This window comes from uncultured Methanobrevibacter sp. (genome assembly GCF_902769175.1).
Classification (GTDB): domain Archaea; phylum Methanobacteriota; class Methanobacteria; order Methanobacteriales; family Methanobacteriaceae; genus Methanobrevibacter.
The window spans coordinates 41,558-65,935 of record NZ_CACXNW010000024.1 but is presented as its reverse complement, the minus strand read 5'-3'; the positions used below and the strand labels follow the sequence as shown (position 1 = coordinate 65,935).

The following is a 24,378-nucleotide window of genomic DNA, read 5'->3' as shown; positions in this document are numbered from 1 at the left end:
TTATTATTATTATTATTATTATTATTATTATTATTATTATTATTATTATTATAAGGCAACAGACAAGAATAAAAAAATCAGCATTACTCTTAAGTCTGCTAATAGAAAGCCTATAGCAAACAAGACAATTAAATTGGTCTTGAATGGAAAAACATATTCTGGAAAAACCAATTCAAAGGGGCTTGTAACTATTAAGGTAAGCGTATCCACCAAAAAGACTTACAGCTTTACAGTGAAATATGCTGGAGACAGCACTTTCAGTCCAGTTTCAAAAACTGCTAAATTGGTTATTTCATAATTGTAATTTTTTTCAGTTTGTAAAAAAGTTTAGGCTTAATATTATAATTTAATTTTTACTTATAAAGAAATCTAATAAAATTAAAGTAAGCCTATAAAATTTTACAGTCTCTTTTTTTTTATTTTATTGCTTATTTTATAGATTCATTTTTTCTTTTAATTTATTATCTCAAAATTATATTTTGTTTCTTAATCTAAATTGCTATTTTCCAGTTTGAGCAATAATTTTTTGATTCTTTTAAGGAATTTCATCCTTTTTTTCACTTTTTTTAATTTTTTAAAAATGCATATAAATCCATATTTCCTTATTTTAAGCTTATTCTATTCTTATTTTTATTTTAAAATACTTAATATATTTAATTTATTTTTCATAAATAATTTTTAATTTTAATTATTATTTTTTTCATTTTTCAAGTCTATTTGACATTATGTAAAATTATATAGAAACTCTTTTTAATTATAATATATATAATATATGTATTCCAAACTGTATTGATATAATAATAAATTGTTTATTATTATAATCTTTTTGAATATTTTTGTGACAATTATTTTTATAAATGAATTTAATGAGGTTTATATATGAAACTTGATAAATTCGCAGTCATCATGGCTGTATTGCTTATGGCAATATTGGCTATTGGTGCTGTAAGTGCTGAGTCTATTGATTCTGACACTTCAATCGCTGCAGATGGCGGTGATTCAAGTCTTCAGATAAGTGATGATTCAGCTAAGGATTTAAGTACTGCAGACACTATAAATGAGGAAATAGTTTCTGTAGATAATGATGCGAACGATATAGGAAGTGCTGTCCTGTCTGATGATGACGATCCTGATGAAGGAACTGTCTACCAAATCACTAATGACAGTTATTCAACTTATTTTAATGAGGATGGTACTCCTACTGCAGCAATAAGCGCTGATGGTAACTATGCACTCCAAATTGGTACTGTAGAAGGTAAGAACTTCAAGATTCTCTCTGGTAAAAACATTCTCATCACAGGTTATTATACTGAGGAATGGGATGAAGATGAAGAGGATTACATTACTGTTGGTGGAGACCTATTTGATTCTACAATAAGTATTGGTGCTGATGTAGAATCTGTAAGCATTAAAGGTTTAACATTCCACAATACTGATAAAAGTGCAATATCCATTGATAGTTCTAAGGATGTAACCCTTTATGGCAATGTAATCTTTATGACTGTTGATTCTAATGGGGCTTATAGTGCTGCAATTTATCTTAATGGCGCTGTTTCAGACTTAACAATTGATGATAATTCCATTTTCATCGCAGCAAGCGCTTCAGCTTATGGTATTAATCTAATGGCTTATGGTGTAGAAACCAACCCATCAGACATTGAAATTACCAATAACCGTATTGAAATGAATGCAGAAGATGATTTCCAATCTGGAATTATGGAAGCCATTTACTTGTCTGACCCTGCCAATGTTCTCGTTGATAACAATATAATTGATGTCAATGCTATAAACGATGTATTTGCATATGGTATTCAAATAGCTGATGATGTACAATATGTTTATTATGAGTCTGGTTATACTGGAAACATAACTTCTCCTCGCAATATTGAGATTAAAAGAAACGAATTCGACATTTCTTCTGAATACATGACTTATGCCATTTCCGTTTTATCTTATGGAATAGATGGATATGACCCTGATTATGCAGAAGACGATATATCTTTCCCTACTTTCAATGCATTTGATACAGGCATTAGCATTGTTGACAATACTGTCACTGCAGAATCTACAAGAGGTGTAATGGGAATTACAGGTCAAACTTACAATATGACTGTTAACAACAATAATGTAACTGTTGTTGGTGGATCTGCAGAAGGAATCGAAACCTCTGACGCTTTAGGCAATGGTACTTATGCTCTCTGTGTAGAATATTATTGTATTGATTTGGACTGTGACTACAAAGTTACTGTAAGAGACAATTCAGTCATTACCAATGTAACTGCAGAATACCTTGACAAAGAACAGTTTTCAGACCTTGTTATCTTTGAAAACAACACTCTTCCTAATGAGTTTATAATTGATGAAAGTACCTATTCCATTTTCTTCTATGAAAACGGAACTTCTAAAGGAATTCTTCCTGCAGAAGGTAATTATGCTTTACGCTTAGGCTATTTAGATACTAGAGTAATCAGAATTGCTTCTGGTAAAAACATTACAATCACAGGCATTCCAAATTATGATGAAGATGCTGATGAAACTGTATATGAATCTGACCTTGTTAATTTCAGCATTATCATTGGAAGTGAAGAAGGAGATGTTGAAGGCATCATCATCGATGGCTTAGACTTTGACAATTCCAATGCAAATGCTATCGAGATTTTAGACTTGTCTAAAGACATTACAATTAAAAACTGTGATATTGATCTTTGGAGTGAAGCTAGTGAAGAAAATCCTTACTTCAGTATCTATGGTGTAAATGCTAACGGTTGGATTGAAGGATTGAACATCATAGGCAATGATATCACTGTATTTGGTAATGCTCCTTACAACTATGGTATTCAATTAGGTTCCTGGGGTGTTGAATCAAGCCCTAAGGATATCGTTATTTCAGATAATGAAATTTATATTGAAGCAGATGGCTTAGGAGAAGCTATTGTATTAGACAATGTAGTAAATGCTATTGTGGAAAACAATGATATTGAAGTAATTGTAGAAGGAAATAATTTCGCTTACGGTATCCAAATTTCAGATTCTGCATTTGATACCATATATTGGGATGACAGCTATGATGGCGAATTGACTTCACCACATGATGTGCTCATTAAAGGAAATACCGTAAAATTAGATAGCCAATATATGATTTATGGTATCACTGCTCTCTCTCAAGGTGTTGAACTTGATGAAGATGGGGATATGGAACATTTTGCTTTCCCATTAAATATCACTATCTCTGAAAATACAGTCATTGCAAAATCTGAAAGAGGAGTAATGGGTATTGCTGGTCAACTTTACAACATGACTGTAATCAACAATGACTTAACTGTTATTGGAGGTTCAGCTGAAGGCATTAGCAGTGCTGATGCATTAAAAAATGGCAGTTATGCTCTTGGAGTTCAATACAATAATCCAAATGGCGAATTCTATGTCGTTGTTAAAGACAACAAAGTTGTAACCAATGTAACTGCTGAGTTCTTGAACTCTGAAAAATACAGGCCATATGTTACATTTGAAAACAATACTGCTTCTACTGTATTCCTAATCAATGACGCAACATATGAAGACTACTTCAATGAAGATGGAACTGCTAAGGACACTTTACCTGCGATGGGTGATTATGTATTGCTCATTGAAGAACTAACTGGAAAAGACATAAAGATTGAATCTGGAAGCAACATTAACATTACTGGAGTAAAAGGATCTGGAACCATCCAAGATGGTACCATTACCATTGGTGATAATTATGGCAGTGCTGGATCAATAGTTATTTCTGGCATACATTTCGTTAACATCAATAAGAAAGCTATTGACTTATTGGATTATGAAAATGACATTACCATAACTGGCAATGATATTCAAATTTATGGAGACGCTTCAAAAGAAGGAGCTCCTTTCTCTCTTGAAGCTATTAAATTGAACGGATACCAAAGCGCTATAGTTATTTCAGACAATAACATAACAGTTGCTGCAGATTTAAGCTATTTATATGGTATCGGTTCCAGCGCTTGGAATGCTGAATCAAACCCTGAAGACATTATCATATCCGGCAATCATATAACCATTGATAGTTTAGCTGAATCCGGTATGGCTGAAGGCATTTACTTAGACACTCCAGTCACTGTACTTATTGAGGATAATGAAGTAAGTGTAGACACTATTGGTAATGTATTTGCTTATGGCATTCAAGTAGCTGATTCCTTGTATTCTGAAATCGCTTATGGCTATGAAGGTTCCCAAACCTCCCCATACAACATTGAAATTAAAGGCAATAAGGTAAAAGCAGACAGTGAATACATGATTTATGGTATCACTGTACTTAGCTCTGGAATTGAATTGGATGATGAAGGAGATATGGAACTTTGTGCATTTGATTTGAACATTACCATTTCCGATAACATCGTAGAAGCTGAATCTAACAAAGGTGTAATCGGCATTGCAGGCAAAGTCTATAACATGACTGTAATCAACAATGTAGTAACTGCTACAGGTACTTCTGCTGAAGATGTAGTTTCTGCTGATGATATTGGTGTAGGGATCTATGCTATTGGAGTGGTTTACAATGGTGCTAATGCTGAAGATGTTTACCAAGTAGTAGTTAAAGACAACACAATCATTACTGATGTCACTCCAGAATACTTAAGCTCTGAGGCTTACAAAGATAATGTAACTTTCGAAAACAATAAGGTTATTCCATTGGTTGATGGAAAATATGTCATTAATGATGATACCTACGATTTCTTCTTCAATGAAGACGGAACCTTATTGGAAGACAGTCCTTTATATGATGAACATGAAGTATTGTTAGGAAACTTAAGCAATAAAAAGTTAATCATTGATACATATTTAACCATCAAAGCAGTGGAAGACACTAAATTGGTCAACACTACCATATCTCTTATTGATGGCGCAGACGGGTCTAGCATTGAAGGAGTAACATTTGAATTTGATAACAATAATGTTTCAACTGACATTATTTATGTGGCTAATGTGGAAAATGTACTAATCACTGGAAACAACATTACCGCTACAGATTGTCATGTTATGATGATGGCTATTGAAATTGAAAGTGGAAGTGAAGGATGCAGTGGCATTGTAATAAATGATAACATTATTAGTGTTGCGGGAGATACTAATTACCTTTATGGTATTGATGTATTCCAAACTTGGGGATCTGAAGCTGTAAACTATGATATTACCATTGCTGACAATAATGTCTCTATTTATGGCGCACTTAGAATGGCTGAGCCTATTTATGTAAGTGGTTCTGAAGAAGTAGAGATTAGTGGAAATAACTTAACTTCCTACTCTGTAGGTTGTGCTTATGGTATCGGTACTGACAATTTGAAAAATGCAGAAATAAGCGAAAACACCCTTGATGTAATCTCTTTCCCTAATGGAATGGCTTACGCTATAACCAGCACCAACAGCGAAGAGATTGAAATCCTCAACAACAACATCACAGCTGAGGGTAAAGGTGTAATTGGTATTGGTCTTAATGAGGATGATGGGGTAATGATTGATGGCAACACAATCAATGTAACCGGTGGAAACTTTGAAGAAGCTGAAACCCGTGACAGTTTAGGAAAAGCAAATGCAGCTATCTTAAACAAAGACGACAGCAGTACTGACGTAATCATCGGCGACAATGACATTACTGAAAACTTCCCTGAAATTCCAAAAGTTTTAATTGATGAATCCAATTACGACCAATACTTCGATGAAGAAGGAAACCTCATTGAAGATGCAATTCCTGAAGGAGCAAATGTTGTGCTTGGTGACTTAACCGGCAAAAACATGGTTTTCGATATTCCTTTAAACATCACCGGTGCTGAAGGTGCTAAATTAGTCAACTCTACCATTACTCTTGTAGAAGGTGCAGATGGCACTACTGTAGATGGTCTAACCATTGAATTTGAAGGAAACAGTGCAAATGGAATTATTTATGCTGTTGATGTCAGCGATATTACCATTTCCAATAATGAGATTACTGTAACTGACTGCACTTCCACTATGATGCCTATTGAAGTAAGTGCTAGTGCAAAAGAATGTTCAGATATTGAAATCATATCTAACACTATTGATGTTACAGGCACTTCTAACTATATTTATGGTATTGATGCATTTGCATCATACTGGGATGGATTCTACTTCAACAACCTAAATGTCAGCGATAATGAAATCACTATAAATGGCGGAGCTAAAATGGCTGAAGCTATTTATGTAAGTGGTGCAAAAGATGTTTTAATCGAAAATAACGAAATTGAAACCACTAGCCCTGCTATTGCTTATGCAATCGCTACAGATAACTCTATCGGTGTTGAAATCTACAATAACACTATGGAGGCTAATGCAACTTCTGGCAGTATGGCTTATGCTTTAACCAGCGCATTTGATAATGATGTATCCATTAAAGATAATGTCATCATTGCTGAAGGTCAAGGTGCTGTATGTATTGGTTTCAGAAAAGATAGTGATGTTGCTATTGCTGGAAACGCCATTACAACATATGGTGATGACTTCACTAAAGCAGCAACCACTAACAGATTAGGTCAAGCTAATGCAGCTATATTAAACAAAGATGGAATCACTGATGTAAGCATTGGTGAAAACACCATTAATGAAATTGGTCCTAAACTCATAGATGACACTACTTACAGCCAATTCTTCGATGAAACCGGTAAATTAAGAGAAGACTGCACTATTGCAATCGGTGACACTCTCTTAATTGGTGATTTAACCAATAATGACTTGATCATTGACATTCCTGTAGACATTAAAGGTATTGAAGGCAAAAAACAAGTGAACACTGCTGTTTCCCTTATTGCTGGTGCTGATGGTTCCACTATCAAAGACTTGAATATGGAATTCACCGGTGACGAAGACAGTGGAAGCTTTGCTGTTATTTCCGCATTTGAAGTAAGCGACATTGTAATTGCAAACAACACTATTGATATTCCTGATTCCACAGGCTATGGATATGCTATGGCTATTGAAGTTGAAGGTCTTGTAGACGGTTGTGACAATGTAACAATCTCTGGAAACACATTTGACTTCAAAGGAAACACTTCTGGAATGTATGGTATTGACGTATTCACTGATTACTATGCTCCTAATGCTCAAAACACTAACTTTGTCATTACTGACAATGTAGTTAACATTGAAGGTGCAACCAGCATGGCAGAACCTTTATATCTCAATAAGATCAATGGTCTTCTCGTTGCAAACAACACCTTAAGCTCTAAAGGAGGAGCAGGTGCTGATGCATACGGCATTGGTGCTTCATCTACAAATGATGCAGTATTTGCAGACAACAACATAAACGCTAACGGAACTAAGATGACTTATGGCATCAGCAGCACTTACAGCAATAATGTAAGCTTTGAAAACAATAACATCAGTGCTGAAGGTACTGGTGCTGTTGGTTTAGGTCTTGCTGGAGATTCTGATGTTAAAGTGGACAACAACGAAATTGCTATTGTTGGTGGAGACTTTACCACTGTTTCAACTTGGGATAGCGTTGGAACTGCTAATGCAGCTATTTTAGATAAGGATGGAACCAACACCAATGTAAATGTTGGAGAAAACACCTTAACTGAAAACGGTAAGGCTACTGACCGTGTAATGACTGGTAATGGTACTAAAGACCTTCAAAACATTCTTGATGCAGCTGAACCTGGCGCTACTGTTGACTTAACCGGCCAATACTTCAACAATGTCGGTACTGTAACTATCGACAAGGATGTTGCAATCACTGGCGGTAAGATCATTGGTGCTGAAGGTAAGCCTATCTTCGAGATTGCTCCTAAATCAGAAAACGGTCCTAATGAAGTAAACATTACTGGCGTTGACTTTGTAGTAAACAATGCAAACACTGTTGTAAAAGTCACTGGTGAAAATGCAACTGACGGCACTTCAATTGAAGTTCCTGCTATCAACATTAAGGACAACACTATTGAAGCTGCTAATGATGATGTTGTAACTGAATCTGTCACTCTCTTAGAGCTTGACAGTGAAAGACCTGTCTTATCACCTACTAATAACATTTCCATTAGCGGAAATACCATTGCTGCAGGTGTAGATCCATTTGACTTTAAAGTAACTTCAATCAATTCCGGTGGAGACACAATCATTGTTCCTCAAAACATTACTGCTGATAGAAAAGCTACTGTAATCGTATTTGAAAACATGAACACTACTGCTGTTTCCCCAGCTGATGGAGGAAAAACCGGTGAATACTTCGTATGGAGATTAACTGACGCTGACGGCAAACCATTAGCAAACACTCCTATGGAAATCGGTTTCAACGGTGTTGTCTACACTTACGAAAAAGACGGAATCATTACTGATGACGACGGTTATGCTAAATTGCAAATCAACTTAGGTTATAAAGGTGTATACACCTTTGCTATCTGTTTCCTCGGAAACGATCAATACAACGCTTCATTCGTTGTAGCTAAGATTACCGTGGACACACAAAAAGGTACTTTAACCGTTCCTAACAAATCTTACGCAGCAACTGCAAAAACAAAAACCTTAACTGCAACCTTCAAGTCTGCAAAAGGAAACCCAATTGCAGATAAATGGGTAACTTTCACAGTTAATGGTAAAACCTACAAGGCAAAAACCAATGCTAAGGGTGTTGCAAGTGTTAACGTAAGCTTAAACAAAAAAGGAACTTACAACTTTGTTGCTAAGTTTGCTGGAGACAGTACCTACACTGCAATTAACAAAACCGCAAAGTTAACTATAAAATAGAAAAATTAGTTTAGTTAAAAAGAATAGTTTTAACTATTCTTTTACCTTTTTATTTTTTTTAAATCTTAGATTTTAGCTATTTTTGATTTTTATCTATTTTTTGTGTATTATTCTATTTTTGAATATTTTTTTTTATTTTTAGTTGTTTTTTTATTCTTTTGATTGGGTTTGTTTTTGAATATTTTCCGTTTTCATTGAAAATCAACTTCTACAAAATATTTTTTAAAAATAGCTATTTTTATACAAAGATTTATATATTATGTTAACCTATATTATAATGTTGAAGGTGTTTCTACCTTTTCATTCGTTTAGCAGGGTGGGGTAGTCTGGTGATCCCGCGGGGCTCATAACCCCGAGAGCCCTAGTTCAAATCTAGGCCCTGCTATTTTTTATACAACATCAATATAACACTGTTATATTCTATTTTTATTTTTTTTTTTTCAGTTATTTCATTTTCATTTTTCTTGTTTTGATAAATTTTTAAAAAAAGTAGTTCAGTTGATATTATTTGTTTTTATTTTTATATTTCTTGTTTTGTTTAATTCTTAAAAAGTAGTTCAGCTAGAAATTATTGTTTTCATTAAAAAAAGTAAAAGTGGAAACTTGTGTTTATACAAGCAATGAAAATTGTTTTTGGTCAAGGTTTTTGAGCCGTAGGCTCAAAAAGCTTGGGTGGAAAGATTGTTTTTATACAAGCAATGAAAATTGTTTTTGGTCAAGGTTTTTGAGCCGTAGGCTCAAAAAGCTTGGGTCGAAAGATTGGGTTGAAAACTTGGGTTCAGAGTGTTGTAATATGACATCCATCACTTTCAACAATCAAGGTATGTTCCTTTTGTGATACCCATGCACCTGTTCTTTCCTTAAGTGCAGCATATGTATATATTGCCATAGCGTCCCCCAATTGTTTAAGGCCTGAATTCACTCTATGTTCGTTGAAGTTTTCTGTAAGCCAGCGTCCACTAAATGGCAAGTAACGATAATTCTTTTCAATATATGATAGCATCCTTTGAGTATTTTTCATACGGAATAGTTTTGATTGTAAAAATGAAAAGATATATGCATATGGACAGTCATTTACAATACCTTCGCCATTTGTTGCAAAAGGTTCGATTGCTACAGCTTGTCCCTCTTCAAGAATTGTTGGATCATTATTGTCATAGTTAGGGACTGAAATACCTGCATGCAAATTCCAATGTTCGAGGCTATGTCCTGTAAGGTTTCTTACTGGGTTTAGATTGTATTCAGCTATTGCCTCTTCAACTGCTCTTCCAACTTCACATACTTTGACTCCTGCCCTTACAGTGCTTATTGCAGCTTCAAGTCCTGCTGCTGAAGCATCGATTATTCTTTGATTGAGTTCAAGGGTATCTTCATCAAAGACTTCTTCAAGATTGTCTCCTGGAACCATGATTGTAACAGCAGAATCTGCAATGTATCCATTGACTTCCGCTCCAAGGTCAAGCTTTACCAAATCTCCTGTAACCATTTTGTTGGTGTCTCCTGCAGGAGAGGTGTAGTGAGCGGTGATTTCATTTATTGAAACATTGCATGGAAATGCAATCCCTGCACCTGTCTTTAGTATTTCACTTTCTACAAATTCAACAAGGTCAAGAATTGGAAGACCGTTTTGAATCATTTTTGAAGCATCTGATCTGACTTTGGAAACGATTTTTCCTGCTTCTTCATAAGATTTAATTTCATCAACCATATTATCACTTGGGTTAAATTAATATTTCAAATTTTAAATGCATTAAAAATATTATTTTTTTATTTATAGTATATTTTGAATTTTCAAGAATCTTCTATAATCTTCATTAATCTTTAAGAATTTTCAAGAATTTTTATAAAAATTTTTATATACTCTTAATTATATAATATACTTATTCTTATTTAAATATCTTTAATGTATATTTGAATAAAGTTTAATATTCATTGAATTATAGGATTCTATATAAAATTTTAATTCATGATTTTCATGGAGGTTAATTATGGCTAGTGAAGTTATTCCATCTCAAATTTTTATCCTTATTTTAGTGGTTATTTTGGCTATTGTCGTAATAATTATTGCAAGCCAATGGAAAAAGGTTAGTCAATCTAACAACACTTTAAAATTAATGGAAAAAGAAATTGAGCTTAAGAAAATATCCATGGTCGAAAAGGATTTGGAAAATAAGCGCTTAATGGAAAATCCAATTCAATTGCCTAAGGAACAGCAAGAGCAACTTACTCAAATCAGAGATTCTACTGCTGAAGTTATGGGCAATGTAGGATATTTACACAGTGAAATTAATGAACGTTTAGCTCGTCTTGAAGCCCAAACTGAACTTAAAAAATTAGAAAAAATGCTTAAGGAAATTGAGGCTAAAGAGAAAAAGCTTAATAGCAAAAAATAGATGATTTTTTCAATTTTTAAGTTTTAATTAATCGAATTGATTTAGATTACTTAAACTTTTACTGTTAATCGCTTATTTGATATTGTAGATTATTTTATTTTTACAGATATAATCAGATTATTTATTTATAAACAGAGGTTTTATTATGGATTATATTGAATTGATAGCTATCATTATCTTAATTGCTGCAATAGTATTCTTAATTTATTATTACATACAAACAGCTAATGATGGCAACATAAACGTTAAAGAGGTTCTTAAGTTTTCACCTAAGGAGAATAATGCAAGTTCTCTTGTAGATGATGAAATTCAAGAAAAGAAATCTATGGGTGATAAGATCAAGTATACCTTTAAGGACATAGACAAATCTTATGCAAACACTACTGATGCATTCTCAAGAAGATTAGATGCCTTTTTAGATGAAAGAAGTGAGGAATTGATTGAAAGCTGGTCATTAGTCACTACTGATGATTTATCCAGTTTAGAAGAAAGATACACTGCTGCAGCTGACAGCATTGACTCTTTAGAGAAAAGATTCAGTGAGTACACAAACACAACTGATGCTAAAATCGAAGATCTTGATAAACGTCTTAAGGCTCTTGAAGAAGCAGAAAAAGAGTTAGAGGAAGCAGAAGTTATAGAAGAAACTGAAGTTGCAGAGGAAGCAAAAGAATAATTTCTTATTCTTTTATTCTTTTATCTTTTTTTTTATTTTTATAATTTTACTAGTTTTATATATTGTTTTTTTTATAGATTTTAATGATATTTTTTCATATTTTTTCTTATAGTTTTTTTTAGTATTTTTTTAGTTATTTAAGATTTTTTTATATTTTTTCTTATAGTTTTTTTTTAGTTATTTTTTAGCTATTTAAGAATTTTTTCATATTTTTTCTTATAGTTTTTTTTTAGTATTTTTTTAGTTATTTAAGATTTTTTTATATTTTTTCTTATAGTTTTTTTTAGTTATTTTTTAGCTATTAAAGATTTTTTTTCATATTTTTTTTATAGTTTTTTTTTAGATTTTCTCATCTTATTTTAATATACTTCAACAGATTTGACATTTTGATATTTTAAATCTTATAAAAAAATCATCATTTTTGACTAATTTTTACTTACATATTTATAAGTAATACCAACCTTTATTAATATAAAGAATTATATATTAATAATGTATCAATTTTATTTTATTTTTATTAAAGATACTTTAAGAAATAAAATAATTTTGACTTACATTTAATTAAATTTGAAAAAGTTTAATTATCTTATGTGAGGCAATGTTGAAATAAAAAAATTGCTGGAGGTGGTGATGATAAATAAAAGAATAAAAGGATTTGGCATTTTATTTGTCTTGATCTTTCTTTTAGTTGGATTAAATGCAGTTTCTGCAGCAGATGATAATTCCTTATCTAACTTAACAGATAGTTATGAACCAACTGTTTCCAATTCTCAAGAAAGTGTAACTGAAGTTATCTCTTCTGAGGATGCAAGTCCTGAAGCTCAATCTGCAGAGATTTCAGAAGATGACGTCATTGAAGAGACAGATATTGTAGAAGAACCTAAATCCGATTCCGGGAACAATAAAGTTCACACTGTAACTCCTGAGAATTATTCTAAATATTTTGATTCAAAAGGAAATTTAAATAAATCATTAGTAAAGGCTAATGATACCCTTAATTTGTCTGGTAATTTTTCTAGAAATAATTTTATAATTAATATTCCGATTACAATTACAAGTACAGAAAATGAGGCATTTTTGAAAAATTCACCTATCTACTTTGTGAATGTTTCAAACAAGGACTTCAAATATGATGCAGTTATTTCAAACTTGAATATTGAATCAAACCTTGTAGATATTTCTGCTGTATGGATTATCGGCTCAGACCATGTGAAAATATTGAACAACGATATTTTTACCACTGGACACAATGGCTATCCAATCTCATTAGACCAATTTACGACAGATTCAATTGTCAACAATAATAGGATTAAAACCGTTATTCCAATTGATCCATCATCAATTAGCCAAAACAATAATGTTTCTGATGAGAATTCCACAGATAATAACAGTTGGCAACATTCCGGTATTAGCTTAAGGGATGCACATAGGAATTCAATTGTCAATAATGACATTACAGTTGAAAATTCCTACGGAATCTACCTTTGTTATGGAGATGGTGTCTCTGACAACAACACTTTAGCAAACAATACTATTCGAGCAACCTCTGAACTTCCTTCCTTCTGGGCTGGAGGTGTATATTTGACAGGTTCTGGAAATAAGGTTCTTGATAACACTATCATAGGGCTTTATAGAGGTATAGATGCTGGAGGACGTGGAAACAACATTATCGTTGGAAATGAAATCTATAACATTACTGGTTATGATGAAAGTTTAGGTTATGGTGGAGATTTTGCTATTAAAAGTTCAGAAGGTTGTTTAATAGCCAATAACTCTATTTACAATGCAGATATTAATCAAGCAGGTATACTTGTAGCTTCAAATTGTGACGTATATGGCAATTATATACAAATCAATGCATCCGGTGATGGAATTAGGATTGGAAATCCTGAAAAGGGAAACAGTTCTAAAGTCCATAACAATACAATAGATTATCTTGAGGGTGCTGGAATCTCCATATATGGTGACCCTGTAGATGTTGAGATTTATGAGAACATAATCAATTCCCTAACCAATATTGGTGCCTCCCAAGGTACTGGATTAGGTTTAGGTATTTATTCTGTTTATCAATCAAGATCTAAAAGGCCATATAATTTTTCCATATACGGCAACACTATTTACACTTCAAACAATTATGCAATAAACATTGCACAATTGTCTCCTGTGCTTTATTTATGTGAAAACAATGAAATCTTTGGAAAAAGTATTATATTCCCAATGTCTTCATCTTATGACCCTTCCTATGGTGATGGAAACATTTATGAAGTCACTGAAAGCAATTATGATACCTATTTCGATTCAAATGGATTAAAAGACATTGTACATGATGGAGATGTATTGATTTTCACAGGAAACTTCACTCCTAAAGGAAAATTGGTATTAGACAAAACAGTAAGCATTATTGCTGATAAGGCAATATTATACAATACAACTGTAGTTATCAATGCTCCTAACTGTAAAGTGGAAAATTTCACAATTGACAATAACGGCAGAAGTGATGACAATTGCAACCTTTGGGGTATTTATGTATTTGAAGCAGATAATGCAATCATAACTGGAAATAACATCAAGATTTGGGATAAGAATGCCTCTTACGGTATTTACTTATGCGATTCATTTAATGATACTGTAACAAATAATAAGATAACTTGTGAAGGTAAGAACTTAGTATTCGGATTGCTTAACTACGAAGTCTATAAATCAACCTTTAGGAACAATACAATCAATGTTGTAGGTACTGATGAAATATACCAATACTTTGACAGCATCTGTATAGATGGACAACGCAGTATTGGGGAGCTTACAAAGACTTATGGTGTAATCTTTGATTTCTCATCTGACAATAAGTTCCTTAAGAATACTATAAATGTTACCTCTAATATCAAGACTTATCAAAAGGCTTATAATCCTTCTGTAAACATCCTTATAGGTCTCTATATCTATTATGAATCTAATAGAAACCTAATTGATGGCAATAAGATCTATGTAAAAGGACATGATCCTTTCCTTTATGGAATGGGTATTTCAGGGGATGACACAAGTAAATCTGTAACCCAAGCATGGAACAATACTATCAAAAACAATTACATCAATGTAACGGCAGATTATTTTGCTACAGGTATTATCTTAAGACATAACTCTATGAATACAAAGATTAGAAACAACACTTTAGACCTTAATTCTCTAAACTATACCTATGGTTTGACTTTAGAGATTTCCGGTGGAGCTGACATTGAAGAGAATACCTTTAACCTTACTGGTAGAGCAGGTATTTATGCTACTGAAGGTTATTCCACTTGGAATAACAAAATCAGTAAGAACAAGTATTTTGTAAACGGCAGTTTCAGTGAAATAGGTCTTTATGCATCTTCTGGAAACAATATTTCTGACAATGACATTTACATTTTAAGCAGCCAGAAATATGATCCTTTCATAGGACCTGAGCATCCGGATTCCGTTTCATTGATTCCAACAGGAATATTGCTTGAAAAAGGTTCCAATGGAAACATTATTTCCAACAACAGAATCCGTACCAATGGTAATGCAGCTATTACCATAAGAAACTCTTATGGAAATACCGTTTCCCATAATAAACTGTATTCTAAAAACGGTGGTGGAAACGCTGCAGTGGATGACAATACTGGAAGAAATAATATCTTTGGAAACACTGGTTCCAAATTCAAGGGCCCATTTGAAAATTCAAATGAAAATTCAAATGAAAATTCCGGAGGAAATGTCAAAGGCGGAGACAACCCTAATAAAGGTAGTTCTGCTCGTTCAGGTAATGATGCATCAAGTGGAGCAAGTTCCTTTGGTAACATGGTATCTAATTTGCTTGCAAATGCTTTGTCTGCTGCAAATGATGGTGCCGGAGATGCTGGATCTGGTGGCATAGGTGAAGACCTTGTTGCTAGTGAATTGGAGGAAGTTGCTTCTAAATCAATTTCAAACAGTGCTTATGTTCCTGTAGCAGCATTAGTGCTTATATTGATTTTCTGTTTCAGTTTCTTAAACTCAAGAGACGATGATGATAAAGTAGAATAAATTCGAATATTTTATATTATAAAGATGATGATAAAGGAGAAAAAATGATTTATTCATTTTTCATTCATTCTTTATTTTCATTTTTAATTTTTTTAGAAAATACCAGTCAACAAACTTTTTAAAAAAAGTTTGATCAAATTTTTCTATAGCTTTAGAAAGCTTTGATCAACTTTTTTTATCCCCTCATATTCTATTTTTAAAGTTTTTTTTTCATGCTATTTTTCTTAGTTTTTTTTCTTGTTTTTCTTAGAATTTTTAGTTTGGTATTAATTGGTTTTTTTCTTAGTTTTTTAGTTATTTTTTTTGGGTCTTATTTGGTTTTTTTCTTAGTTTTTTAGTTATTTTTGTTTGGTCTTATTTGGTTTTTTCTTGTTTTTCTTAGATTTTTACCTTTTTTCTCCTTCTTTTCTATGATTATTTCCTTATTTTTTTATAAAATTTTTCTTGATTTTTTTGTTAATTTCAATAAAAATTTTACAATTTTTATAAACTCTATTTATATATTAGTTAAATTTATATTATTATAAAACTAAAAATATAAATGTATTAATATTACTTTATAATTTATAAAGTATAATGGAATTTTTTATAAATTCTATTTTAGTAAATATCTAAATTATAAAGAATATATGAACTTGAAAAATTTAAATTAATCTTTTAATCTAGTACTAATGAAAGGATTTATGAGGTGAACATATGAATTCTAATAAGATTTTGCCATTATTGGGATTATTGCTTTTATTGATATTGGCTATTGGATCCATCAGTGCAGCTGATGCTGATGATTTGGATGATGCCTTAGCCAATATTGACTTAACAGATGAGGGGCAATCTGTTAATGCAATCGATGATTCTAATATGGTTAATGATGTGAATCCTAACAGTCTTCAGGCTTCTGATGAAGATGCTATTTCAAACATAGATGATGCTGTTAGCGATGAAGTTGAAGAAAAATCTGTAGGTGTGAAAAATACATTAAAGACATCAAACCTTGCATCTACATATAAGTTCAAAAATAGTGACTACAGCACTTATTTTGATTCAAATGGTAATATAAAATCTGGCAAATTAGCATCTGGAGATATTTTGGATTGTTCTGGAACATTCAGTGGATTAAGCTTTGTAATTAACATTCCATTGACTTTCAAATCCACCGATGGAACTGCTAAATTCATCAATTGTAATTTAAAAATCATTCAAGGAGCTCAAGGAACCAAAATTTCCAATTTGAACATGACTATGGATAAATTGGAAACTCCTATCATTGATGTTTTCAATGTAAGTAAAATTACAGTGGAAAACTGTAATCTATTCGCTAATGCAAGTAAATCATATCCGATTTTATTCAACACAGTGAATAACTCAAACATTATCAACAATACAATCAAGACCACATGTTATGTAGTGGGATGGGGCCATCCTTCAGGTATTGTCTTAAGCGGATCATTTTACAACAACATTTCAAACAACAATGTAACTGTAAATGACTCAAATGCTATCTACTTAACAGGCTATTTGAATGGAGGAGATATGGGTCAATCTGGTGGTGTTAATGGTAACAATTACATTTTCAACAATACTGTTCACAGTTTAAGGGGTATTGAATGGGCTCTTGACGAAAATGGTAAAGTTCCATTGCCTTCATCATTCTGTTATGGTATTCAAGTCATGGGTGCAAACAATGAAATAATCAACAATACTGTCTACAATGTATACAGAGGTATTGGTGCAACCCAATCTGGAAATAAGGTTATAGGAAATAACATCAGCAATATTCATGGAACCTGGTACAGCGGAAACACCAATGACGAAGGTGGAGATTATGCAATATATGTAACCACAAATTCCTTGGTGCAAGGCAATTCAATTTCCAATTCCCATGTTAATGCAAGTATCTATGCTGCTAAAAATTCTGTAGTAACCGATAACACCATTCAAAATGATGGTAAAGGTATGGAAATCAATGCAAATAATGTTACAGTAATCAATAACATTTTGGATGTTACCCAATACGGTATATACACCCAAGGTGATTACTCCAATATTGTTATTGACTCAAATGTCATAAATTCAAGTGATGTTGCTGCAGTGAGATTGCAAAACCAATCAAGAACCAAGGCTCCTCATGACATTCTCATTCAAAACAACATATTCTATACAAATGCAAGCCAAGCAATAGAATTGGATGCAGAATGTGTCAATATCACCGAAATCAACAATATAGTTATCGGTGGTGGAGAAGGTCCAAGTCCAGAAGATGAGAACACAACCCATTATATCAATGAAGCTAATTTCAACAAATACTTTGACCTTACTGGAGCTTTCACTAATTTGATTAAGGAAAATGACACTTTAATAGTTGTAGGTTCATTCTCCAGCAAAGGAAAGTTAAACATCAACAACAAGGTCACCATCACTGGTCAAAATGCAGTGTTTAACGATACTACATTCCTTATAAATGAAAATGATGTTCTTTTTGAAAACATCACAATCAGCAATCCAAACCTAAACAATATGGACCGCATGTGGGGTATTCAAATAAATGGCGTAAACAATGTAACAGTCCAAAACTGTGATATTTCCATTTATGATTCCTACTCTGCATTTGCAATTTATATTTTAGATGCTTCCAATTGTACAATATTAAACAACTCATTAGAGGCAAGAGGAAACTACTTCACAGTAGCAGTGCTTTCCTTTAATTCCCATAATGTTTTCCTTGATGGAAACAGCCTTAAGACAATTGGAACCGGTGAAACTTATCTTGTAAACAATAAAAGCTGTTTAGACGGATACCTTAATGTTTATGCCAACACTTGTGTAGATGGTGCATTCGTATGTCCAGACGGTTACACAATCTGTCCTGACGGATCTTTGCTTTGTCCTGATGGAGTTACAACTATCAGTTCAGAAGATTACAGATTATGTGCTGGTGGCATCATTGTATGTCTTGATGGACGCATTATCTTCCCAGACGGTTCCACTAGTTCATATGATGATTCTAACATTTGTCCTGATGGCTCTTTATGTGTAGATGGAATTACCTATTGTCTTGATGGTACAATACTCATGCCTAATGGAGACAAAATATATGCAGGAGGATATGTCCTCTGCCCTGATGGCTCTGTTGTCTGTCCTGACGGTTCAACCATCAGCTCTGAAAATTGTGAAGTCTGTCCAGATGGATCCATTATCTGTGCTGACGGAACTACCTTATGCCCTGATGGAAATGTAATCTGTACAGATGGATCTACCATTTGTGCTGACGGAAACATCATTTGTGCAGATGGAACTACTATCTGTCCTGATGGAAATGTGATTTGTGCAGATGGAACTGTGGTTTGCCCTGATGGCTCTGTTGTCTGTCCAGATGGAAGCGTTTATGCTCCTGGAGAATATACAACAAATGAAAATGGAGACATCGTCTGTCCAGATGGAACCACCATTTGCGCTGACGGTACCATCATTTGTGCTGATGGAACTACTATCTGTGCTGACGGCTCTGGCTCAAGCACTATTTTAGATGGTGTTGTTCCTGGTTCCCACATGGTATCAGGCCTTTACAGAACTTATGGTTTCCTAATGGTTCATTCATCTAACATTACTTTCACACACAACACTGTTAATGTCAGCTCCAATCTTGGCGATTATGACTTAAATGAATCATTCAATACAATCGCTGGTGTGTTCATCCACTATGGCGGATTTGATAATGTCATTTCAAACAATTCCATTATTGTCTCTTCCAATGACCCGGTTGTTTATGGAATTGGTATTATTGGAGCACCTTTAAACAGTACAGCTATTGGATCTGCAAACAACACATTCACTTATAATAATGTAACTGTTAACGGATCTTACCTTACTGCATGCATTTTACTTGGAAACAAGGTATTTGGCTCTGATATTGAATACAATAATTTCACAATCGTATCAGGTAAGGAAATCCCTGATGTTGTCAATTACAATGCAAGTGCAGATAATACAATTGAAAATAATGTATTTAACAAGAACTTGAAAACCGAGTTCTCATTTGAAAATGTTGAAGTCACAATTTTCGAAGCTTATGAAAACGCAATATTCTTTAAAGTAGTCTTAAAGGACAAAGAAGGAAAAACATTAGCAGAGAAACCTATCTGTCTAATCTTCAACAATACAGAATATAACTTGACTACAGATGGTGATGGTTCAGCTATCTTAGAGCTTAACATTAAGGAAGCTGGAACCTATGATATCCAAATGAAATTTGCTGGAGATGACAAATACATTCCTTCTTCAGCTACTGGAACTGTAACTGTCCGCAAGATAGGCACAGTAGTGACTGTAAGCAATGTTTCATATAAGACAACTGATGCAACAAAAACCTTAACTGCAACTCTTAAGGATGAAAATGGCGTAGCATTAAGCAATAAAACCATTACTTTCACTGTAAATGGCAAAACTTACACTGCTCTAACCAATGCCAATGGAGTGGCAAGCGTTAAAATTGCTTTGACATCTGGTGGTTCTTACACCATTTCAGCAAGCTTTGCTGGAGATAAGGAATATCAAGCAAAAGCAGGCACAGGCAAGCTTACTTTAACCAAGCAGTCTACAAGCTTGACTTCTCCAAACAAGTCTTTCACAGTTACAAACACTGCAAAATACATTTATGTAACTATTAGGGACGGAGCTAAAAAATTGCTTGCAAGCAAAAAGATTACTGCAACTGTAAACGGCAAAACCTTCAGTGCCAATACCAATGCAAAAGGTCAAGCTAAAATCAAGTTGACATTAAATGCAGTTAAAACATTTAAGGTAAGTCTCAAGTTTGCAGGAGATGCAACTTATGCTGCTAGCTCCAGAACCATTACAGTTAAGGTCATCAAGACCAAAACCAAATTGGCTGTACCTAACAGAACCTATAAGAGAGCAGTTAAAGTCAAAAAGTTAACTGCAACCTTAAAGGATTCTGCTGGAAAAGTTGTCAAGTCCAAAAAGATTGTATTTACTGTAAATGGTAAAAAATATGTTGCAAAAACCAACAGCAAAGGTGTAGCAACTGTAAAAGTCAAATTATCCAAGAAAAAACTTTACAAATACACAGTAAGATTTGCAGGAGATTCCAAATATCTTGCAGTCTCCAGAGTTGGTAAGGTTAGAATCAAATAGGTTTGTTTGATATCTACATTTGGAAAAAATAGTTTGTTTAATTAGATTTAATCAATTGATCTTTTCAATTGATTAATTATTTTTTATTTATATTCAAAATTTTTATTACATTATAAATCTTTTTAGATTTATTGAATTTATTGAATTTGGATTTAATAGATTTATTGTATTCATTGTATTTAATAGATTTATTGAATTTATTTGATTTAATAGATTTGTTGTATTTTAAATAAAGTTTTAGTAAATTTTTAGTAAATTTCAAATAAATTTTTTTAAATTTTTATTAAATATTTATTAAATCTTTATTGGATCTTTATTAGATTCTTATTAGATTTTTAAATTATTATTTAATCATTTTATTTTATTCGGTGATTTAATGGCTATAAATACTATTATAATTTTTGCTAATGAAGCTATGTATCAATCTGGTGGAGGATTGTCAGTATCTTCAGGTATGAATTGGACTAGCCAATTTCTGGATACTTCAATGTCTGCCATTACTCAAGGTTTACAGATACCTGTAATCATTATTTTATTGGTAATTTTAGTGTACGCTGTATTTACTTTAGGGAAGCTATTATCAGAATACTTCTCTCGTAAGAAAGTACCAGTTAAATTAATCAAGGAAATGATTTACGACATTTATGATGCAGAGTCTTCTGACGATATTAAAAATATTGTCAATAATGCAGATATTCAAACATCTCAAAAGAGTGTTTTGTTAGAGCTTGCTGACTCTGAACATCTAAGCAAAAAATCTAGAGAAACCTTGGCACGTAGATTGATTGATAATGAAGAGGATAAGGTAACTCAAAAACTTCAAAAGACAGACATTGTTACTAAAATTGGTCCTACCCTTGGGCTTATGGGTACATTGATTCCTATGGGTCCTGGTCTTGCAGCATTAGGTACCGGTGATGTCACCGCTCTTGCAAGTGCGATTACCGTTGCGTTCAACACTACCATTTTAGGTATTGGATCTGGTGCAGCAACCTATGTTGCCTCCAAGTTGAGACGTAGATGGTTTGGTGAATATTTAGCAAACCTTGATGCATTGATGGATGCAATTTTAGACAATATTGACAGAAGAGATCAAAGATTGAAATAGTCACTTAAGGTGATGGAAAAAGTATACAATAAATTTAAATTTTCATAAAAAATTTCTTAAAAAAATTATATTGGAAATTTTCAAAATGCTTATTTAATTGGGCATATTTGAAAAATTAGATTTTTCATTGTATACTGTATACATGAAAAAATTTACAATAGATTAGAATTCATATGGTTAAAAAGTTAATGTAACTATTCATTTTGGTGATTATTTATGGCTCGTCGCAGATGCAATAAACGTTTTGAAAGCGAGGAAGAAGACCCTATGGCAGGAACTACCAACCTTGTAGATGCAATGTTGGTTATAGCTGTAGGTTTGCTTGTATTTCTAGTGCTTGCTTGGAATATGCAAAGCGTTTTATTTAATGAAAACTTAACTCCTGAACAGAAGGAACAGGTTATGGATGCTATGAATCAGGAAGTGACTGAAGTTCAGGAAGGACAAATATTAAATGAAACTCCTGATACAAGTAATCAAACCGGTCAAGGCTATACCGAGATGGGAAAGGTCTATAAGGATCCATCTACGGGTAAGCTGATTATGGTTCAGAATAAGACTAATTAATCTTTCTTCTTTTTTTATTTTTTTTATAAAATTTTAAAATTACTTTTATTAATTATTATTACATTTTGTAATTAATAATACTTTTTTACAATTTTTTAAAACTTTTTAAGCTATTTTTATTACTTTTTTCCAAAAATAAGTAAAATAGTATTATTTTTTTAAAAAATTATTACTTTTTGGCTTTATTTTTCAATTTTAGTAATAAAATAATCTTTAAATAAGTATTACTACTATATTATATATGATAATTGATAATAGGCTGATTTAAATCTTTTTTGTAAATTATTTATCATTGCTCTAAAAATCAATGATTTTTTTAGTAAATGATTTATGATTTATTCATTATTTTGAATTTTGTTTATTCCATTTAATTCGGTCTATTTTTTAGATTATTAAAATTATTTTTAGAAAAAGGAAGGTTGAATTATGAGAAGTGAATATAAATTTATATTTGCGAGTTTAATTCTTCTGTGTCTTGTAGTGTCTATGGGGGCTGCTTCTGCAGATGATTTAGATACAGTTCAAGAAGGTGAAGTTTCAGGAGGAGTGGATGTAGCCTACTCTAATCCAGGAGCTGAAAATGGAGAATTAAGTTATGATATTCCAGAGGATGTCCAAAATGTGCAGTATGCAGGGCTGTTTGTCGATTGCTATACTGCGGGGTCTTCAAATACAGTATATGGATCTGAAGCCAACGTTAGTGTGACCTCCAATGGAGAGACAGAACAAATTGCAAATGAAATGCTTGTTTCCACTCAAGGCAGCCAAGATGGTACTGTATACACTATCAACAACCATACCACTAAATGTTATGCTGATTATTATATGACTTATAATCTTACTGAAAAGTTTCAAGGTGTTAGCGGCAAAGTTACATTCAATGTTAACACTGGAGCTCTTGAAGGAAATGAATACTACAACAAAATCAAATTGATTGGTTTGGTATTTGCATATAATGATGGTGATAGTGATAAGATTTGCTATTGGGTTAACTCTGGCTCATCTTGGATTAAAGGTGATTCTACAGACACATCCAAGGCTACTTTTGATGTCGGAACAATAAGCTGTGAAATTTCTAAAGCTACATTGGATAATTTCGCACTTTCAAGCATTGATGGTCTTTATTCTTTTAATGGTAAGGAATTAGAGGAATCTACTGCTTATGATGAAGGAGTCTATTACTTCAAATATCATCAATGGGATGTTTTAGATAAATTCACCAATGCTACCAATACTTTGGTGTATGCTCCAGGTGAAGGGGCATTTTCATTTAGAAACACATTATCAGTATTGACCGTTACTAAACATACCCCTGCAGTAAGCGTTAAATTAGGTTCTGAATATGATGGTGCTGTATTTGCTGGTACCAATAATGTTTTACAGCTTAATTTAACCAATAAGGGAGAATCTGATACAGTCTATATAGTAGATTTCTATGTTGACGGCGTTAAAGTGGATAGCACTGAAATTCAATTGGATGAAGGTTTAAGTTCCAGCACTTATTTAATTGATGATCTCATTAGACCTGTCACTGCTGACACTGTAAATGGCGTAAGCACTACTAAAGTAAATTATACTGTAATTGTATCAGATAAGGATACTGGAGAAATTTTAAATCAATCCACTATCACTCCTACTTTGTGGTATAATGGTAATTTGGGTAAGGATTTGGCTTAACCTGCTGAGTC

10 protein-coding genes and 1 tRNA gene are annotated in these 24,378 nt (G+C 32.8%); 10 read left to right on the top strand and 1 reads right to left on the bottom strand.

What is annotated here, in order from left to right; all coding sequences use genetic code 11:
* The 3 genes from QZV12_RS09545 to QZV12_RS09535 all read left to right on the top strand — a co-directional run.
* Window positions 1-298: Ig-like domain repeat protein (locus QZV12_RS09545; protein ID WP_295620856.1), on the top strand; the 298-nt coding region annotated here is incomplete at its 5' end.
* A 581-nt stretch (window positions 299-879) separates the two neighbouring features.
* Window positions 880-8,751: an Ig-like domain-containing protein gene (locus QZV12_RS09540; protein ID WP_295620853.1), complete on the top strand. Its 7,872-nt coding sequence runs from the start codon at window positions 880-882 to the stop codon at window positions 8,749-8,751.
* 310 nt (window positions 8,752-9,061) lie between these two features.
* Window positions 9,062-9,136, top strand: a tRNA-Met gene (locus QZV12_RS09535).
* 393 nt (window positions 9,137-9,529) lie between these two features.
* Here the strand turns inward: QZV12_RS09535 and map are convergent.
* On the bottom strand, window positions 9,530-10,459 hold the full coding sequence (gene map, locus QZV12_RS09530) for a type II methionyl aminopeptidase (protein ID WP_295620850.1): 930 nt from the start codon (window positions 10,457-10,459) through the stop codon (window positions 9,530-9,532).
* A 280-nt stretch (window positions 10,460-10,739) separates the two neighbouring features.
* Here map and QZV12_RS09525 point away from each other — a divergent pair, with 280 nt between their 5' ends.
* From QZV12_RS09525 to QZV12_RS09495, 7 genes are all read left to right on the top strand, one after another.
* Window positions 10,740-11,144 (top strand): hypothetical protein, encoded by a 405-nt coding sequence (locus QZV12_RS09525; RefSeq protein ID WP_295620847.1) that lies wholly within the window; start codon window positions 10,740-10,742, stop codon window positions 11,142-11,144.
* Between the two features lie 145 nt (window positions 11,145-11,289).
* Window positions 11,290-11,820 carry a hypothetical protein gene (locus tag QZV12_RS09520; protein ID WP_295620844.1) on the top strand — a complete coding sequence of 177 codons (531 nt, stop codon included), beginning with the start codon at window positions 11,290-11,292 and terminating at the stop codon, window positions 11,818-11,820.
* Window positions 11,821-12,450: 630 nt separating this feature from the next.
* The gene (locus tag QZV12_RS09515) at window positions 12,451-15,864 is read left to right on the top strand and encodes a right-handed parallel beta-helix repeat-containing protein (RefSeq protein WP_295620840.1); all 3,414 of its coding nucleotides are present in this window, start codon (window positions 12,451-12,453) and stop codon (window positions 15,862-15,864) included.
* Window positions 15,865-16,560: 696 nt separating this feature from the next.
* Window positions 16,561-21,015, top strand: a complete 4,455-nt coding sequence (locus QZV12_RS09510; RefSeq protein ID WP_295620837.1) for an Ig-like domain-containing protein — start codon at window positions 16,561-16,563, stop codon at window positions 21,013-21,015.
* Between the two features lie 415 nt (window positions 21,016-21,430).
* A complete protein-coding gene (locus tag QZV12_RS09505) occupies window positions 21,431-22,123 on the top strand; it encodes a MotA/TolQ/ExbB proton channel family protein (protein WP_295620864.1) in 693 nt (230 codons plus the stop codon).
* A gap of 216 nt (window positions 22,124-22,339) precedes the next feature.
* A complete protein-coding gene (locus QZV12_RS09500) occupies window positions 22,340-22,690 on the top strand; it encodes a DUF2149 domain-containing protein (RefSeq protein WP_295620834.1) in 351 nt (116 codons plus the stop codon).
* A 426-nt stretch (window positions 22,691-23,116) separates the two neighbouring features.
* Window positions 23,117-24,367, top strand: coding sequence for a DUF3344 domain-containing protein (locus QZV12_RS09495; protein WP_295620831.1), 1,251 nt, complete (start codon window positions 23,117-23,119; stop codon window positions 24,365-24,367).
* Window positions 24,368-24,378 lie beyond the last annotated feature (11 nt).

Coding starts and splice junctions, on each gene's coding strand:
- QZV12_RS09540 (WP_295620853.1), top strand. CDS start 880: ATGAAACTTGATAAATTCGCAGTCATCATGGCTGTATTGCTTATGGCA.
- map (WP_295620850.1), bottom strand. CDS start 10,459: ATGGTTGATGAAATTAAATCTTATGAAGAAGCAGGAAAAATCGTTTCC.
- QZV12_RS09525 (WP_295620847.1), top strand. CDS start 10,740: ATGGCTAGTGAAGTTATTCCATCTCAAATTTTTATCCTTATTTTAGTG.
- QZV12_RS09520 (WP_295620844.1), top strand. CDS start 11,290: ATGGATTATATTGAATTGATAGCTATCATTATCTTAATTGCTGCAATA.
- QZV12_RS09515 (WP_295620840.1), top strand. CDS start 12,451: ATGATAAATAAAAGAATAAAAGGATTTGGCATTTTATTTGTCTTGATC.
- QZV12_RS09510 (WP_295620837.1), top strand. CDS start 16,561: ATGAATTCTAATAAGATTTTGCCATTATTGGGATTATTGCTTTTATTG.
- QZV12_RS09505 (WP_295620864.1), top strand. CDS start 21,431: ATGTATCAATCTGGTGGAGGATTGTCAGTATCTTCAGGTATGAATTGG.
- QZV12_RS09500 (WP_295620834.1), top strand. CDS start 22,340: ATGGCTCGTCGCAGATGCAATAAACGTTTTGAAAGCGAGGAAGAAGAC.
- QZV12_RS09495 (WP_295620831.1), top strand. CDS start 23,117: ATGAGAAGTGAATATAAATTTATATTTGCGAGTTTAATTCTTCTGTGT.